Annotated in this window: 6 protein-coding genes; all 6 read left to right on the top strand. The window is 43.5% G+C overall.

Going from position 1 to position 19,721, the window contains the following annotated elements; all coding sequences use genetic code 11:
- Positions 1-9 precede the first annotated feature (9 nt).
- Complete coding sequence (locus HWQ43_RS18020) at positions 10-174, top strand: hypothetical protein (RefSeq protein WP_292736548.1); 165 nt, start codon at positions 10-12, stop codon at positions 172-174.
- 39 nt (positions 175-213) lie between these two features.
- Positions 214-996, top strand: coding sequence for a COP23 domain-containing protein (locus HWQ43_RS18015; protein ID WP_292736546.1), 783 nt, complete (start codon positions 214-216; stop codon positions 994-996).
- 413 nt (positions 997-1,409) lie between these two features.
- Complete coding sequence (locus tag HWQ43_RS18010; RefSeq protein ID WP_292736544.1) at positions 1,410-5,585, top strand: choice-of-anchor I family protein; 4,176 nt, start codon at positions 1,410-1,412, stop codon at positions 5,583-5,585.
- A 108-nt stretch (positions 5,586-5,693) separates the two neighbouring features.
- The gene (locus HWQ43_RS18005) at positions 5,694-11,126 is read left to right on the top strand and encodes a phytase (protein ID WP_292736542.1); all 5,433 of its coding nucleotides are present in this window, start codon (positions 5,694-5,696) and stop codon (positions 11,124-11,126) included.
- Positions 11,127-11,735: 609 nt separating this feature from the next.
- Positions 11,736-16,508, top strand: coding sequence for an esterase-like activity of phytase family protein (locus HWQ43_RS18000; protein WP_292736540.1), 4,773 nt, complete (start codon positions 11,736-11,738; stop codon positions 16,506-16,508).
- Positions 16,509-16,892: 384 nt separating this feature from the next.
- Entirely contained in the window at positions 16,893-19,559 is a 2,667-nt protein-coding gene (locus HWQ43_RS17995) for an alkaline phosphatase family protein (protein WP_292736537.1), read from the top strand.
- Positions 19,560-19,721 lie beyond the last annotated feature (162 nt).

Raw genomic sequence — 19,721 nt, 5'->3', positions numbered from 1 at the left:
AGTATTTGAGTGACTCAGTTCAAGCAAATAAGTGCTGCACCCGTTACGCTTACCAAGGAGTGGGGCATCATACAGAAATTCAAACGGTTGAAAAAGCTACTCGCCGACAAAAAAGCACAAAAGGAAAAAAATAAGTTTTTGCTGAATCAAAAGCCAGAATTATTCGTCATTTAAACTATCAATTCCCTACTTATTTCTCCTGGAGGATGATTTATGTCATCACAACTGCTGCGATTTATAACTTTGGGTAGTCTTGGCTTATCTTTGTGTCTGGGCAATTCCGTAGCGATGGCGCAATATGATTCTACTGGCGATAGCGTTGTAGTACCAACAGTACCATCAGGTGGTACATCAGCACCAGTTCCAATAGACACATCGACAGGTGTACCACCTTCACCCTCAGCTGACGGTACAACTCGGTTTACCTGTCAAACTTATAATGGACAGTACACTGTCATGTATCAGCCCCAAAGTCAACCAGGACAATTCTTTCCTTGGGCAGCACCTGCGGCTTTAGGTGGTGGTTGGGACGCCCAAAGGCGTTGTACAGCAATTGCCAGTCGTTTGGAACTTTATCGCCCAGATGGTTTACAAGAACTCCAGACAGCAGTAGAAAATAACGAAAATATTGTCTGCGTTACAACTGAAACTAACCCAACCTGTAGAATTGTGCTGACAGTCCCCCGTGGAAAAGACCCCTACGTTATCCGCAATAGCATTTTTCAGAACTTGACTACTGCTGACAATGGACAGCAGACTATAGCCGTTAATACTTATGGCGATCGCAGTAGTGGAGGCAACGAATTATATAATTTAGGACGCACACTTCTAGGCAGTGGCAATAATCGGGTTAGTTCATCTAGAAGTGGGATTAATCTGAAACCTTTCCTCGATCGTCAAGATGGTGGTACTGGAAACAATTTGCGGAGTGGAGTAGCAATTCGTCATCAGTCTCAACCTAACGGTGTTCGTCTCAGCCCTGGTAAGTTCCGGTAAGCAAGAGTGGTTTTTAATACAAAATGAATTTCAAATAAAAAATATCCAACTACTTATTGTGGGGCGGACATCTTGTCCGCCTTTTTTTATGGGCGTAAAATTGCTGCCCCCGGACTTCTTCAAGATGTCGGGGATTTAAATCCAACTGTATATTCTGAAAGCAACTCAATACCAAATATTTGTTCTTTTAACCTTTTGCTAGCAGTTTCTTAATGTTGCTGAGATAACTTGAGGTTGCTGAATATGGATTAATAGTAGTAAAAGCCGTAGCTTTTTTGACTACAAAATAGTTTTTCTTGATAGTGATATTGCGATTGTCAATGTGACTAGATTATGTTTGCAAATTATTATTTAACATCAGCTTTTCAGGCGATTTTCAAACAATACAAAATAAATTGAAGGAGACGTTATTAATGGCTTTGACACAAGGCGATATTGCTTTTATCTCTTTCAATGCTGATGAAGATGGCTGGTCTATGGGCAGCACCACTTCCCAAAATATTACGATTACCAACAATAACTCCAGCATTTTGCAGAAAGTTGGTGGCTTTAGCAGTACTAATGGAGCCGAAATATCCGCCTTTGATTCTGGAAGCGATCGCTTATTTGTGGTTGCTGGCAGCACAGTTGAAATTTATAATGTCAGCAATACAGGCACGCTAGCCTTAGCTGGTTCTTTGACAACAGGATTTACGCCTCCCGCAGGGACACAAGCCATTCCCAATAGTATTGCGGTGAAAAATGGTATTGTCGCAGTCGCCTACGCCATCCAAAACACCACCACAAACGCCCAACAGACAGGACAGGTGAGTTTCTACAATGCCGCCGGCACATTCTTGAACTCGGTGGCGGTGGGTGCATTACCCGATATGCTCACCTTTACGCCCGATGGCACGAAGGTATTAGTAGCAAATGAGGGAGAACCCAACAGCTACGGGCAAGCAAATTCGGTAGATCCTGAAGGTTCAGTCAGTATTATTGATATCTCTGGTGGCGTGGCGAATGCAACCGCTGCCCAAGCCTCATTTACGAGCTTCAATAACCAGATTGCCACACTCAAAGCCGCAGGTGTGCGGATTACTGGCCCCGGCTCGACGGTGGCACAAGACTTAGAACCAGAGTATATTGCTGTATCTCCAGATGGCAAAACTGCGCGGATTACCTTGCAAGAAAACAATGCGATCGCTATTCTGGATATTGCCAGCGCTACCATCACCGACATATTGCCTCTGGGTGCTAAGAATTATAATCTTTCAGGCAATGGATTAGATGCTAGCGATCGCGACCTAACCAGCAGTAGTGGTAAAATTAATATTCAGAATTGGCCAGTATTTGGGTTATATCAACCCGATGCGATCGCTAGCTTCATCGCCAATGGACAGACTTACTACATCACCGCCAACGAAGGAGATTCCCGCGATTATACTGGTTTTAGCGAGGAAATCCGGGTGGGCGCAAATGGATATGTTTTAGATCCAACTGTTTTCCCTAATGCGGCTACCCTGAAGCAAAACACCAACCTGGGACGGTTAACCGTTACAAATGCCACAGGAGACACCGACGGAGACGGAGATTTTGACCGCATCGAAGCATTTGGGGGACGTTCATTTTCGATTTGGAATGCCAGCGGCAATCAGATATTCGACAGTGGCGACCAATTTGAACAAATCACTGCAACCAAAGTACCAACTCTGTTTAACTCAGATGGTGCGGCTGATACCTTTGACACCCGCAGCGATAATAAAGGGCCTGAACCCGAAGGCGTAGCGATCGGAGTCATCAACAACCGCACTTATGCTTTTATTGGTTTAGAACGTACTGGCGATGTCATCGTTTACGAAGTGACAAATCCCAACAAGCCAAGTTTCGTTCAATATATCAACACTCCTGAAAATGTTGCGATCGAAGGGCTAACCTTTGTCTCGGCGGCTGACAGTCCCACAGGCAAACCTTTGTTAGTTACTACAGCCGAAGTCAGCAAGACTGTTGCGGTATTTGAAGTAACTCCATCTGTTCGGATTAGCGACATTCAGGGAACGGGGCATATCTCATCCTTTAGAAATCAGACTGTCAGCAATGTAGCGGGAATTGTCACGGTTAAAGCAAGTAACGGTTTTTACTTGCAAGATCCTACTCCAGACAGCGACGATAGCACTTCTGAAGCCATTTTTGTTTTCACCTCATCAGCACCAACTGTATCCGTCGGCGATTCGGTATTAGTCAGTGGAACAGTTACAGAGTTTCGTTCTGGCAACGATGCCAATAATTTAACCAAAACACAAATTACCACTCCTACAATTGTTACCGTTTCTAGTGGCAATGATCTACCCACTACTACAATCCTTGGTAATGGTGGCAGAACAATCCCGACAACGGTAATCGATAACGACACGATCGCTAATATCGAAACTGGAACAACCACCTTCGATCCTGCCCAGGATGGCATCGACTTCTATGAAAGCTTAGAAGGAATGCTGGTACAGGTGAATAACCCAATTACTACTTCACCCACTGCAAACTTTGGTACATCAGAGGAAATTTGGGTATTAGCAGACAATGGCGCAAATGCTACAGGTAGGACGGTTCGCGGTGGTAGCCTGATTAGTGCTTCAGACTTCAATCCTGAGCGGATTCAAATTGACGATCTCAACAATGCTTTAGTGCTACCTGAAGTTAATGTTGGTACGCAACTTAGTAATATTGTTGGTGTCGTTGACTACAGCTTTAACAACTATGAAGTTCTAGTATCGGCTGCTCCCACAGTAGTACAGAACAGTAACATTCAAAAAGAAGTCACTAACCTAACTTCTACCACCAACCAACTGACGATCGCTACCTACAATGTTGAAAATCTCGATCCAGGTGACGATCAAACCAAGTTTAACAACCTGGCTAATCGCATTGTTAATAATCTCAAATCACCAGATATCATTAGTCTCGAAGAAATTCAGGACAATAACGGTGCAACAAATGATAGCGTCGTTCATGCCAGCACCACCTTCCAAAAGTTAATTGATACAATTACTGCTGCTGGTGGCCCCACGTATCAATATCGCCAAATTAACCCAGTAGACGATACGAACGGCGGTGAACCTGGTGGAAATATCCGGGTAGGTTTTTTGTTTAATCCTAATCGTGTCAACTTTGTAGATCGCTCTGGCAGTACTTCCACGATCAGCACCACAGTTACTAATGTCTCTGGTGTTCCTACAGTTTCTAATAGTCCTGGTTTAATCGACCCCACCAACTCCGCTTTCACCAGCAGTCGTAAGCCGTTAGTAAGTGAATTTACTTTCAACGGTGAAACTGTTTATGTAATTGGCAACCACTTTAATTCTAAAGGTGGCGACCAACCATTATTTGGGCCGAATCAACCACCAACTCTCAGTAGTGAAACCCAGCGCCAGCAACAAGCTACGCTGGTGAAAAACTTTGTTGAGAGTATTTTAGCGATCGCCCCCAATGCCAATGTAGTAGTGGCGGGTGACTTAAATGACTTTGAATTTTCCAACCCCGTCAGCACTGTAGAAAGCGCTGGACTGACTTCCTTAATTAAAACTCTGCCGCAAAATGAGCGTTACACCTATAACTTTGAAGGTAACGCCCAAACCCTTGACCACGTTTTAGTTAGTAACAATTTGCTCAACAAGCTGGATGGATATGATGTAGTTCACATCAACTCAGAGTTTGCCGATCAGGATAGCGATCATGACCCTAGCGTAGCTCGGTTTAATCTCCCTAAAAACAATGCTCCTACGGTAGTACAGCCAATTGACGACCAAATCATTTCTACTAATAAAGCTTTTTCTTTCAATATCAGTAACAAATTTGCTGACGTAGATCGAGGCGACACCCTGACTTACAGTGCAACAGGTTTACCTACTGGTTCTAGTATCGTTGCCAACACAGGTGTGATATCCGGCACTATCTCCCAAATCGGCATTTTTGCAGTCACAGTTACCGCTGCTGATGGTAAAGGCGGTAATGTTAGCGATACCTTTGACTTGACTGTTGCCAATAACAAAGCGACATCTGGCAACGACATTATCTTTGTCAGCGAACTTACTGGTTTGAACAAATACATAGTCAATACTCTAACAGGGAGCGATCGCGTCATCGGCACTAATACCAATGAGTTAATCGACGGTGGATCAGGCAATGATTACCTTGATGGCAAGGGAAGCACAGATGTACTCATTGGTGGCGATGGCAATGACACCATCTTAGGTGGAATTGGCAGTGACGGACTTTCTGGGGGCAATGGCAATGACCGCTTAGTTGGTTGGGGCGGTGGCACAAACGAAATCGACCTCCTCAACGGCGAACAAGGTGTAGATACTTACATTTTAGGTGATGCCACCTCAGCTTTCTATACCAGTTCTCGCAACAATGATTATGCCGATATTCTCAACTTTCAAGCAAGCGATCAGATTCAGCTTAAGGGAGTTGCTAACAATTACTCACTAGGGTCAGTTAGATCGGCTGTAGGCATTTTCACCAACAATGGAACGGAATTAATTGCTGTTGTGGAAAACGGGTTAAACCGCAATACAAATTTGGCAACAGATACTCGTTTCGTCTTTATTTAACGCAGATTTAATCGAACTCCGATTTCTCTGTGTACTCTGCGCCTCTGCGGTTCCCTATTCCCAATTTTCAAAGCAGTCTCATATCTAGAATCTATCTCAGAATTAAACATGGTAACTACTAATACAATTCGCTTTTCTCAATTCAACGCTTCTTTGAATCGTAATGCCGAAGGTCAGTTAGTTAGCGATTTGTCTACCCCTGACAACGCTCAAGCAAAGGCAGTTGCAGAAATCATCCAGCGTAATAACCCGGATGTGTTGCTAATTAACGAGTTTGACTACTCCCCGGAGGCAGTTCAACTATTCCGGCAAAATTACCTAGCCGTTAGCCAGAATGGTACAACACCCGTTGACTACCCTTACTTCTACATCGCTCCTTCCAATACGGGTATTGCCTCTGGTTTTGACTTGAACAACAATGGCACAGCAGTTACAACCCCAAGCGAATCAGGATATGGCGATGATGCTTTCGGATTCGGGAATTTCTCTGGTCAATACGGGATGTTGCTGTTGTCCAAATATCCCATCGACAGTGCCAACATCCGCACCTTCCAAAATTTTCTGTGGAAGGATATGCCTAATGCTTTGCTTCCTGACAATCCGACAACACCACAGCCAAATGATTGGTATTCTCAGGAGGAATTGGCAGTTCTACGCCTTTCTTCTAAAAGTCACTGGGATATACCCATCCAAGTAAACGGTGAGACAATTCACATCCTCGCCAGCCACCCCACACCCCCAACCTTTGATGGTGTGGAAGACCGCAACGGTAAGCGCAACCACGACGAGATCCGCTTTTGGGCAGACTATATTACCCCTGGTAATGGTAATTACATTTACGATGATGAGGGTAAAACTGGCGGTATTGCAGCTGGATCAAGCTTTGTGATTGTGGGCGACCAAAATGCAGATCCGTTGGATGGTGATAGTTTTGACAATGCTATTCGCCAACTGTTGCAAAATCCCAATATCAATACTAATGTCATCCCTACCAGTCTGGGTGGTTCTCAACAAGCAGACTTACAAGCTGGTGCAAACATTAGCCAAAATGGTAATCCTAGCTTTGACACCGCAGACTTTGCTGATACGACTCCCGGAAACCTGCGGACTGACTATGTGTTACCCTCCTCTGACCTGACAATTGCCAACTCAGGAGTATTTTGGCCTCTAAATACTGATTCAACGTTTCCCTTGGTAGGTACTTTTCCCTTCCCCAGTTCTGACCATCGCTTGGTGTTCGCAGATGTGCAAACTGGGTCAAGTAAACCAGGTAAAACCATTCCCAATGTAAGATTTGTGGGGCAGAGTACTTTTACCACAGGCTTTATTCTTGATGGTGTGGCGGGAACTGTGAACGGAACACCGACTCCATTAGGAGGACTATCTGGTGTCACCTACGATGCAGTTAACAACCGCTACTACGCAATCTCAGATGATCGCTCCCAAGTTGCCCCTGCCCGTTTTTATACCTTTACTGCCACCGATTTCGGGGTGAATTTTACTCATGTCACCACCCTGAAAGATACCAATGACAACTTTTTTGCAACCAATAGCCTTGACCCAGAAGGTATCGCTTTAACCAACAATGGTACAGTCTTTATCTCTTCTGAGGGGGAAGTTAACCCTGCTGCTGGTCGCGTTAGCAATCCCTTTATTAAAGAGTTTTCGCTAGCTACAGGGCAAGAAATAAGATCGCTATTTGTCCCCAGGAAATTCCTACCAGTAGTTGAAGATACCAACAGTAACGGTATTCTCGATGCAGGTGATACGCAGACATCAGGTGTTTACAATAACTTAGCCTTTGAAAGCCTCACCATCACACCCGACGAGAAAACTCTATTCACCGCCACCGAAAACGCGTTGTCCCAAGATGGATTAAAGGCTTCACTCACCAGTGGTAGCCGTTCCCGAATTCTGCAATATAATCTGGTTACTGGACAACCAGAAAAAGAATACCTTTACATTACTGATGCGATCGCCCAAGCACCCAACCCTAGCACAGGCTCGGCTGACAATGGCTTGACAGATTTACTTGCGATCGATAATCGTGGCACATTACTGGCCTTAGAACGTTCTTTTGCACAAGGTGTAGGCAACACCATCAAAATCTACGAAGTTTCTTTGCAAGGTGCAACTGACATTAGTTTCTACGATTCTCTCAATAATTTGAGTGCTGAACAACTAGCAGCTATTAAACCTGCCCAAAAGCGTCTGCTGTTGAATTTAAATGACTTAAACTTGCCTAACGGTACAGATAACATTGAGGGTATTACCTTTGGCCCAAAACTAGCAGATGGTAGCCAGTCGATTGTGCTAGTAAGTGATAACAACTTCAATCAAAGCCAATTTACCCAAATCCTCACTTTGGATGCAGACTTAGTTCCAACTGCTGCACCCACAGTAGAAACTCGTCCCGATTTATTGGACGATGAAACCTTACCAGTAGATCAACGTGCCGATGCTGATGATCCTGCAATCTATGTTAATGCCACAAACTCTGCTGATAGCCTAGTATTAACCTCAGTCAAAAATGCTGGATTGCGGGTTTATGACTTGTCTGGTAATTTGTTGCAAACAGTTAATCCTGGTGGCATTCGCTATAACAATATTGACCTGCAATACGGGTTTAAATTAGGCAATCAATCGGTCGATATTGCCGTAGCTAGCGATCGCAACAATGATAAACTAGCAATCTTCAAAATTAACCCCAACCCTAACACCGCCGGACAATATTTGGAAGATATCACCGATAGCAATATTGCTACTATCTTCCAAGCATCACCTTTTGAACCTCCTTATTCTGCATCAACTCGCAGTTCTTACGGAATTACCTTATACCGTAGCCCCATAACTAATGATTACTATGTCTTTACCAGTCGGCGAGAAACTGGAGACATAGCTCAGTTTAAACTGATTGACAAAGGTAATGGCACAATTGGAGCGGAACTGGTGCGGGAGTTCACCATCCCTTCGCCCACCACAGCAGAGCGTTCTCCCCAAACAGAGGGTATGGTGGTTGACCAAGAAACAGGCTTTCTCTACATAGCCCAAGAAGATGTGGGCATCTGGAAATTCCAGGCAGAACCGGACGGTGGCACAACAGGCAAATTAATTGATCGCGTTCGTTTTGAGGGTGGTTCTCACCTCACCGATGATGCCGAAGGGTTAACCATTTACTACGGCAAAAATGGCACAGGCTACTTACTAGCATCCAGCCAAGGGGATAGCACCTTTGTTGCCTATACTCGTGAAGGTAACAACGAATACGTAGGTAACTTTGCCATTGGTAATAATGGGCCAATTGACAGCGTACAAGAGTCAGATGGGGCTGATGTGATTAATGTGCCACTGGGGCCTAACTTTCCATTTGGTTTATTTGTCACCCAAGATGGCTCCAATGAACCTGCCAAAATAGTTAGCGATGAAGGTGAAGAGGAAAATGTCAGTTCTAACTTCAAGCTGGTACCTTGGGAAAATATTGCCAATGCCTTCCCCAATTCTCTAAATATCGACACTACTAGTTACGATCCGCGCAATCCTGTTGCTCAACCCAAGCTGACTATCTATGAATTTGAAAACTTACCCAAGTTAGGTACAACCTCTGAAAATCAAGATATTTTCTTGGGTGGTTTTTCTGGGTTGTATTTCCAAGGGTTTGCAGCAAATGGCAACCTGAAATTTGTCACCAACACAGATCGTGGCCCCAATGGAGAACCTGATGGTGTAAACAGACCATTTTTATTACCCGACTTCCAGCCAGAAATAGTTAGTTTTGAACTCAACCGCACCACAGGCGAAATCACCATTACCAACAGAACTGGTCTATTCCGCCAAGATGGAACGACCCCATTAACGGGATTGCCTAATTTGCAAGCTGTAGGAAACGGTTTAGCCTACACAGATGAAATTGCCGTTGACTTAGACAATAATGTTTTAGCTAACGATCCTTTAGGTGCTGACTTAGAAGGAATTGTAATTGCAGAAAATGGAGATTACTGGATGGTGGATGAATACCGTCCGGCAATTTACCACTTTGATGCTAACGGTAAGCTAATTGACCGCTTTATTCCTCAAGGAACTGCCACAGCACCCAACCCAGATCAATCAGCTGGAACTTTTGGCACTGAGGTTTTACCAGCAGTTTATGCCCAACGCCGCAATAACCGGGGGTTTGAAGCTGTCGCACTGGAAGGTAATAAATTATATGCCTTTATCCAGAGTCCAATTGATAATCCAGATGTCGCCAATGATGGGACTTCCAAAGCTTCTCTCAACCTGCGAATTCTAGAGTTTGATATTGTCAGCAAGCAGGTAACAGGAGAGTATTTATATCGCCTAGAAGGTCTACCGGGAACTGATAAAATTGGCGATGCAGTCTCCTTGGGTAACGGCAAATTTGCAGTAGTTGAACGAGACGACAATGCTACATCTGCTGGCAATAAATTAATTTACCAAATTGATTTAACTGGGGCGACCAACATCAACAACCCTGCTAACTTTACCTTGCCAGTTGGTAAAACTATTGAACAACTTACCTCTGCGGAGTTAGCTACTGCCAATATTAACCCTGTCAGCAAGAGTTTAATTGCTAATGCTGCTCAGTTGGGTTACACCGGAGTGGAAAAATTAGAAGGTCTAGCATTGGTAGCACCCAATACTCTAGCCTTGATTAATGACAACGACTTCAACATTACGGGTAATACGGCTGCGGAAAAACTCGGCATTCTTGAATTACCCAATAATCTGACAACTGTACAGCCTACTTTCCCGAACGGTTTTGGTTCTAGTAACAGCGATACTGTCAATCTTCAGCCAGGACAATTCTTTAGTGCAGGTGATGGAGCAGACTTTGTAGAAGGTGCTGAAGGTAACACAATCCTGGCTGGAAACGGAGATGACACAGTGCTTGCAGGGAATAACTCTTCAGTTTCCGGGGAAGATGGTAGCGATCGCATATTTATTGGTCAAAATGGCCCAGTTCAAAATACCAGTGCCGATGGTGGCAGTGGTGATGATGTTATTACCGTAGTAGAAGCCAGTGGTAGTAATAGTTTGTTTGGAGCAGCAGGTGATGATACTCTCACAGTAATTGAAGGTTCTCGTCAATCATTATTTGGTGGCTCAGGTAACGACAGCATCAGAAGTGGCGGTAGCAATAACCGTCTCTACGGTGGTTCTGGTGATGACAAACTCTTTTCTAATGTCAATGATTCCCTGTTTGGTGGTGCTGGTGATGATGTCCTATTTGCTGGTCAACAGGGTGGCGATCGCCTTAGTGGTGGTACTGGTGTCGATCAATTCTGGATTGCTAACGCCAGTCTGCCAACTAGCAAGAACATAGTGACTGATTTTACAGTTGGCATTGATAAAATCGGGCTTGGCGGTATTGGTGTTACTCAGTTTAATGCCCTGACACTATTACAACAGGGTAATAATACTATCGTGAAAATCGGAAATACTGAGTTAGTTTCATTGACAGGAATTACATCAAATACTCTTACAGCAAATGACTTTATTTTCTCTGTCAGTGTTGTAGGTTAATTTGTTTGCCTATTGTGATTGTTACAGCTTCATTACACAGCAAAAGTTAATGAAGCTGTACTCAATCATTATTGCAAAAGCAATTAAAGAGAAAGGCTATAAAGCAATACAGTTCAGATAAGACCAAAACACTTGTAGAAACGGCGATTTATCGCGTCTCAAAACCCACGATTTTGTACAAGTAGCCCTTAACCCAAGCGTATTGGGTTATAAAGAAATTATTATCTGACGAAAGTTATAAAATTAAGCATCATACCAGTATATAAAAAATAATTTTTTATACCATCCAAAATACAGCCATATTTGTTAACTGCATATTAGGTACAAGATTGCAATACAAGATTTCTTAACCAGTCCACAATTTATTCACAACTTTTGCTATGTATCTTAATTAATATGCAATTGGCATTGTTAATTAAGATACTAAAGGTCTCTAAGGAAATGGCAATTGTAGTGGTGGTTGACATTTAATAGTTCAGACTCAAAAAGCTGACAAGTCAATTACATCTTTGCAGCCTAAAACTATTAGTTTTTCCTCACCATATTACTTTTTTGATTTCACTAGAGCGAAGACCATCTCAACAATTAAACACAGGGAGATTCTCTTTCATGGCTAAGAACGTCATCATAATGATTGGGGATGGTATGGGCTGGGAAATGGCTCGTGCTGCGTCTATCTACAAAGAGATTCAAAATGGTAAGACAGGTGCTAACTTAAGTGATTTTTATACACAAGGTAAAGGTCAAGGACTCAACTTTCAAACACTCCAAGGCTACGGTTTGGCAACCACCTATGGGACAACGATCGCCGATAATAATGGAGTTTTTAATACTGGTAATTCCGCTCTTGATGGTACTAACCCCATCACAGGAGAGAGCCAGGTTCGCCCTGGTTTCACCTTTGATCCAACTTTTAACCAAGGTAATACCCCAACAGGTGGTGCAAAAGTCAGTGATGGTACTGTTGGAAACCTAGTAGGTTATGACCCTACCAGAGGCGGCGTTAATCCTTGGACTCCTGGTAACGATCCTGAATATATTAAGTACAGCTATCCTGACTCTGCAAACACCGCAACAACTCTGTACACTGGCGTTAAAAGCTACAACAACGCTGTTGGCGTTGATATTTTCGAGAATCCTTTAGAAACAATTCTCAAAACTGCGAACCAAGTTGGTAAATCCACTGGTTTGGTAACTTCAGTTCCCATTGACCATGCAACACCTGCTGCAGCTGCTGCCAACGTTAATCGTCGCAGCAAGTATGATGCTGACTATCCGGCATTAGACAATATCTTGCAACAGGAACTCCGTGTCTATCAACCAACAGTATTACTTGGTGGTGGACACCCACTCTCTGCTCCTGGAGACTTATTACTAGCAGGGGTTGAGCCAAACACGAGCAATGAATACATTAGCCAATCTACTTACACAGAACTTAGCACTAAACCAACAAACAACCTCTACGATTACACCTTTTTGGAGCGCGGTGAGAATGCCGCCCAGAAACTCGCTGAAACTGCGGCGACAATCGATCCAGAAAAAGGCGATCGCCTCTTCGGTCTGTACGGTGCGCGTGGTCAAAATGGTAACTTGCCTGTAAGTTCTGCCAACGGTGACTACAGCACCACTGGTTTAGATATGTTCAGCGTTTTCGCTAACCAAGGTGATAACAGCAAGGTGGACACCACGCGCCCACTGTTACCCGGAGAAACGGATGCATCTTTCATTGCCAAAGAAGTTAACGAAAACCCAACGCTCAATGACTTGACAAATGCTGCATTAAATGTATTGGGTAAAGACCCCGATGGTTTCTGGTTAATGGTTGAGGGTGGCGATATCGATTGGTCTGCCCATGATAACAACATAGACAACTTGATCGGCACCACCTTGGACTTCGATAAAGCAGTTGGATCTACGATTGACTGGATCAATAACAATGGTGGTTGGGATGAAAACCTACTAATCGTTACAGCTGACCACGATCACTACCTGACTCTCGACGGTAATTTTCCGACTTTAGTAAAAAATCAAGGTGCTGAAGCATTAACCAATTTGGATACTCCAGCAGATGTTGGACATTACTGGGGGTCTGATCCCAATGTCAAGTATGGTTGGGGAACTCACACCAACCGTCCCGTACCTGTTTACTACCAAGGTGCTGGTTCTGAAGTGTTAAATAGCTTGGTAGGTAAAGGTTATAACGCCTACGGTTCTGATATTCCAGGAATTGCGGGTTTAAACGATCAAACCCACATCTACCAAACAATGTTTGCTTCAATAGTGCCAAAAGTTGAGTTAGTAGGTTTTGCTTCTTTACCTGCTGATACCTTTAGTGATGGGCCAGCTTCTGGTGCAGAAATTTCAGCCAATGGTAGAACCGGGACTTTCCCAGGACAGCCAATACAAGGTTTTAGCGGTGTTCAATTTGCTAACAGCAACTCTTTGTACTTCCTGTCAGATAACGGTTACGGTAGCAAAGATAATAGTGAAGACTTTCTATTGCGGATCAATCGTCTAGACCCAAATTTTAAGGGAACAGAGAATGGAGACGGCAGCGTTAAAGTTTTAGACTACATTCAACTGTCTGACCCTAACAACAAAGTTCCTTTTGAAATTGTGAATGAGGGAACTACCGGAAGATTACTGACTGGTGCAGACTTTGATGTCGAGTCATTCGTCTTTGATAAAGACGGCACAATTTGGGTTGGAGACGAGTTTGGGCCATACCTGCTGCATTTTGATGCCACCGGTAAGTTATTAGAAGCTCCCATTGCTACACCCGACCAATTCAAAACATTAGATGGAGAAGCACCTAAAGTCATTGGCCATAGAGGTGCTAGTGGCTATCGTCCAGAACACACCCTAGAGTCTTATAAGCAAGCAATTGAGCGAGGCGCTGACTTCATTGAGCCTGACTTAGTAGTTACAAAAGATGGTGTGTTAATTGCTCGCCATGAGCCAGCTTTAGCAGTTTTGAATGCTGATGGTACTGTCAATTTCAACAATACAACCACAGATGTTTACAAACATCCAGAGTTTGCCGATCGCAAGAAAACGGTAAGTTTAGATGGAAACACAATTACAGGTTGGTTTGCTGAAGACTTTACCTTAGCTGAAATCAAGACTTTACGGGCGGAAGAGCGTCTACCTTTCCGAGATCATTCCTTTGACGATCAGTTTGAGATTCCTACCCTCACGGAAGTGATCAACTTGGTTAAGCAAGTAGAAGCTGATACAGGTAAAAAAATTGGCATCTACCCTGAAACTAAGCATCCAACCTATTTTGCCGATGAAGCCACTTATGTAGGTACTACGGACAAAATTAATAGAAACATCAGTCAGTTACTAATTGATACGCTGAAGGCAAATAACTTCACTGACCCCAGTCGCATCTTCATCCAGTCCTTTGAAGTGGGCAACCTCAAAAAACTGCATGATAGCATTATGCCTGCGGCAGGGGTGGATATTCCCCTAGTTCAATTGCTAGATGCAAGTGACACTGATATCAATGGCAAGATCGTAGAAAGTCAGCCTTATGACCTGAAGGTAAGTGGTGACACTCGCACTTATGGCGACTTGCGAACTTCAGAAGGCTTGGCTGAAGTTGCCACTTATGCTGATGGCATTGGCCCTTGGAAGCGGATGATTGTTAGCGTCAAAGGTACTGATGCGAATGGTGATGGCAAAGCCGATGATGTAAATGGGGATGGAGCAGTCAATGATGCTGATAAGACAACATTACCTCCCTCTACCTTAATTCAAGATGCTCACAACGCCGGGTTGCAGGTTCATCCTTACACCTTCAGAGTGGAAGATCAATATTTAGCAGCAGATTATAAAGGCAAGCTAGAGCTAGAAATTCAGCAGTTCTATCAATTAGGGGTAGATGCACTTTTCTCAGATTTTCCAGATATCGCGGATGATGTACGGGATCGACTCAGAGACGATCCTCAGTATAATGTCGTGCGATCGCCACAAAACCCAGATGTACTTTCAGGTGACGCCTTTGCTAACTTGGCTGGTTCTAAAGGTTTTGAAGGTGGAGCAATTAACGCCAGCAAAACCAAGCTCTATATGCTGCTAGAGGGTACGGTTCAAGGCGATACTCCTGGTGCTTTGCGGATTAACGAATTTGATTTAGCTAGCCACAAATACAGCGATCAGTTACGTTACTACAGATTAGATAATCCATCAAATTCCATAGGGGATTTAGCAGTCATTAATGATAATGAGTACCTAGTCATTGAACGAGATAACAATCAAGGGGATGCGGCTAAATTTAAGAGGATCTACAAAATAGATTTGTCTAAAACAGATTCTAATGGCTATGTCGCTAAAGAAGAAGTTGCAGACTTGTTAAATATCCAAGATCCCAACGATCTGAATGGGGATGGTAAGACCACCTTCGACTTCCCATTCCAAACCATTGAAAATGTTCTAGTTGTTGACAAAAATACCATTTTGGTAGCTAATGACAACAATTATCCCTTCTCTACAGGTCGCCCTGGGAACGATCCTCAAAATCCAGTTATAGACAACAATGAGATTCTACAACTTAAGTTAGAGAAGCCCCTTAATCTTGCTCCTGGCTTAGGCCAACCACAAGCTGAAGAAATTAATTTTGGCTCCACTACCAGCGATGATATTACCGTTCAGCCAAATCAAACCTTATTCACAGGTGATGGAGCAGACTTTGTAGAGGGTAATAAAGGTAACACAATTCAGACTGGAAACGGTGAAGACACTGTAGTAGTAGGTAGTGACTCCTCGGTATCCACAGGAGACGGTAACGATCAGATATTTATTGGTCAAAATGGCCCGGTTCAAAATACTACTGCTGATGGTGGCAATGGTAATGATGTTATTACCGTAGTGGAAGCCAGTGGAAGTAATAATTTACTTGGGGCGGCAGGTGATGATACTCTCTCTATAGTTGAGGGTTCTCGTCAATCATTATTTGGTGGCTCAGGTAACGACACCCTTAGCAGTAGCGGTAGCAATAACCGTCTCAACGGTGGTTCTGGCGATGACAAACTCTTCTCTAATGTTAATGATTCCCTGTTTGGTGGCGATGGCGATGATGTGCTATTTGCTGGTCAACAGGGCGGTAATCGCCTCAATGGTGGTACTGGTGTCGATCAATTCTGGATTGCTAACGCCAGTCTGCCAACTAGCAAGAACATTGTGACTGATTTTGCGATCGGCATTGATAAAATCGGGCTTGGCGGTGTTGGTATCACTCAATTTAGTGCTTTAACACTGTTGCAACAGGGTAGTGAGACTATCGTGAAAACCGGAAATACAGAGTTGGTTTCATTGCTGGGAATTGCAGCAACTAGCCTTACAGCAAATGATTTCGTTTTTTCTGCTAGTGTCGTTTAACCAAAAGATGATTACAGCTTAGATTCAATATTCATTCATTAGTTAAGCTGTAGCGATTTTGCTAATGCGGGGGAATGATATTCCCTCGCTTTTTATATCTATTAGTAATTTTGTCTTTAAAAATCCTTCTCCTTTTTGTCCTAAATCTTAACTTGCTTATAACTTTCCTTAAACATTGAACAACTATCTTTTGAGACAGTAACCAAAGTTAAGTTCATAATTATCTGCACTATTTTGTGTGGACACTAAGCATTTTGTTGCCAAATACTACTTATGTTTCGTAGCCAATAATTTTTGCTGAGGTTGAGTGTAATTAATCGCTCAGTCCATAGACACACAATTGCTGTGATTAATTGTACTCACAATACTTAAGGAGTAGTCGACATGGCTAATACAAATGGCAACAGTAGAAATGTCATTATTTTTGTTGCAGATGGATTGCGTAACGGTTCTGTAAACCCAATTGATACCCCGACTTTATATAGCATCCGTCAGCAAGGAGTTAGTTTCGCCAATAGTCATTCGATCTTTCCAACATTTACCACCCCGAATGCTTCTGCGATCGCCACAGGGCATTATCTTGGTGATACAGGTGACTTTAGCAACACCATCTACACTGGTTTTCCAAGCCCTAATGCCAATGGTAGTGTCACACCATTCATCGAAAATGATGCGGTTTTGGGAGATATTGACGAAAAATTCCCCGGTAATAACTTTTTAGATGAAGAGTCACTCTTAGCTTACGCGCGATCGCAGGGTTTCAACACAGCAGCAGTTGGTAAATTAGGACCAGTTGCGATCCAAGATGTTACCCAAGTTAACCGAGAAGGTGGTACTACAGGTACTATTCCTACTCCCGATACAATAATTATTGATGACAGTACGAATGGTGCAACCCCGCCGCCTACAGCCGCCGGTTCACCTTCTGGTGTTCCACTCGATCCAGATATTGTCAACCGCTTACAAGCTGCTGGTCTAGATGTAAAACCGACAACGCGAGTCCAGCCAGCTGGTACCAACACAACTCCTGGTACTCTAAATGCCAATGTGGCTCAACAACAATATTTTGCAGATGCCACCACTAAAGTAATTTTACCTAAGTTTCAGGAAGATGGTAAACCATTCGCATTAGTTTACTGGTCAAGAGATCCCGATGGTAGTCAACACAATCAAGGTGATAGTTTAAACACTTTGACACCAGGTATTAATGGTCCTACTTCAAAAGCTGGGGTCAAAAATGCTGATGATAATTTAAAGCAGCTTCTTGACTATCTTAAAAGCACTGGCTTAGACAAGACTACTGATGTCTTTATTACTTCTGACCACGGTTTTTCTACCATCAGCAAACAAGCTATTGATAGCCAAGGAACAAAAACTACAAGTTATGCTGCTACCCAAACATACGCAGGTGTAAATCCGGGATTTCTCCCAGCAGGTTTTGTTGCAATTGATTTGGCTCACGATCTAGGTTTACCCTTATACGATCCTAACCCTACAACCCTTCCCCCAGACCTCAACCAGATCCAGTATGCAACTGTTGATGCCACACAAGGCCAACGTCCTATTTCTGGGAATGGTGTAATTGGTGGTACAGGTCAGGTAATTAATGGCCAACTTGACCCAGGTACAAAGATAGTTGTAGCTGCTAACGGTGGATCTGACCTGATTTATCTGCCCAATGGCAATGCTGACTTCGCTAAACAGGTAGTGAATTTGCTTTCGCAAAAAGACTACATCAGTGGAATTTTTGTAGACGATGCTTATGGAGACATCCCAGGTGCTTTACCACTAAGTGCGATCGGGCTAAAAGGTGATGCTAAAACACCAGTTCCATCTATTGTAATCAACTTCAAAACCTTTAGCACCGACCCAAACAACCCTCAAGCTCAAGTAGAAATTGCTGATACAACTTTGCAGCAAGGACAGGGGATGCATGGCAGCTTTGGTCGAGGTGATACCTTCAATAACATGGAGGCTATTGGCCCCGATTTTAAACAAGGTTATGTGGACTATGCGCCCGTCAGTAATGCTGATGTAACACCTACACTTGCTAGTATTCTAGGGTTAGAAATTCCCAGTAATGGCGATTTGAAAGGTCGTGCCATTACAGAAGCACTGGTGGGAGGCCCGGATGTAGTTCCCTCCACGAAAGAAGTCTTTACTTCGGAAGAAACTGCTAATGGCCAAGCAACAATTCTGGATTTTCAGAGTGTAGGCAATACTCAGTACTTTACAGCCGCAGGGTTTGATGGTCGCACTGTTGGACTAACAACACTAGACCTTCAATTTGGCTCTACTAATAGTGATGATGTCACCCTCAAGCCGAATCAAACCTTATTTGCAGGTGACAGCGCAGACTTTGTAGAAGGTACTAAAGGTAACACAATCGTGACTGGGAATGGTGAAGACACGGTGCTAGTCGGCAGTGCCTCTTCAGTGTCCACAGGAGATGGTAACGATCAAGTTTCTATTGGCGTAAATAGCCCTGCTAGTAACACTAGTGCCGATGGTGGCAATGCTAATGACGAAGTTACTGTAGTGGAAGCCAATGGTAGTAATAATTTGTTCGGAGGCGCAGGTGCTGATACTCTCACAGTAGTTGAAGGTTCGGATCAACTGTCCTTCGGTGGCTCAGGTAACGATACCCTCAAGAGTAACGGTAGCAATAACCGTCTATATGGTGGCTCTGGAGATGACAAACTCTTCTCCAGTGTGAATGATTCGCTGTTTGGTGGCGATGGTGATGATGTGCTATTTGCTGGTCAACAGGGCGGTAATCGCTTAACTGGTGGTACTGGTGCTGACCAATTCTGGATTGCTAACGCCAGTCTCCCAACTAGCAAGAACATTGTGACTGATTTTGCGATCGGCACTGATAAAATCGGGCTTGGTGGTATTGGTGTTACTCAGTTTAGTGCTTTAACACTATTGCAACAGGGTAGCGATACTTTGGTGAAAACCGGGAATACAGAGTTGGCTTCATTAGTTGGAATTACTTCAACTAGTCTCACAGCAAATGACTTTACTTTCATTGCTAGTGTAGTGGCTTAATGTGAAGTACAACTGTTTCATTTGAACGAGGTACATGGTATGGAATTTTCCCTTACCCTTTAACCTTTCCCTAACATCTTGCAAAGAACCTATCCCACTAATAATAGTTTGTTAATCCAGATATGAATTGTAGCAAGGTCAATGAATGCGTCAAAGTAAACT

The sequence above is a fragment of the Nostoc sp. JL31 genome (assembly GCF_017114965.1).
GTDB lineage: Bacteria > Cyanobacteriota > Cyanobacteriia > Cyanobacteriales > Nostocaceae > Nostoc > Nostoc punctiforme_A.
This window is presented reverse-complemented; position numbering and strand designations above follow the sequence as displayed.

Excerpts from the sequence above, each read along its gene's own strand:
- HWQ43_RS18005 (WP_292736542.1), top strand. The coding sequence starts at position 5,694 with ATGGTAACTACTAATACAATTCGCTTTTCTCAATTCAACGCTTCTTTG.
- HWQ43_RS18015 (WP_292736546.1), top strand. The coding sequence starts at position 214 with ATGTCATCACAACTGCTGCGATTTATAACTTTGGGTAGTCTTGGCTTA.
- HWQ43_RS18010 (WP_292736544.1), top strand. The coding sequence starts at position 1,410 with ATGGCTTTGACACAAGGCGATATTGCTTTTATCTCTTTCAATGCTGAT.
- HWQ43_RS17995 (WP_292736537.1), top strand. The coding sequence starts at position 16,893 with ATGGCTAATACAAATGGCAACAGTAGAAATGTCATTATTTTTGTTGCA.
- HWQ43_RS18000 (WP_292736540.1), top strand. The coding sequence starts at position 11,736 with ATGGCTAAGAACGTCATCATAATGATTGGGGATGGTATGGGCTGGGAA.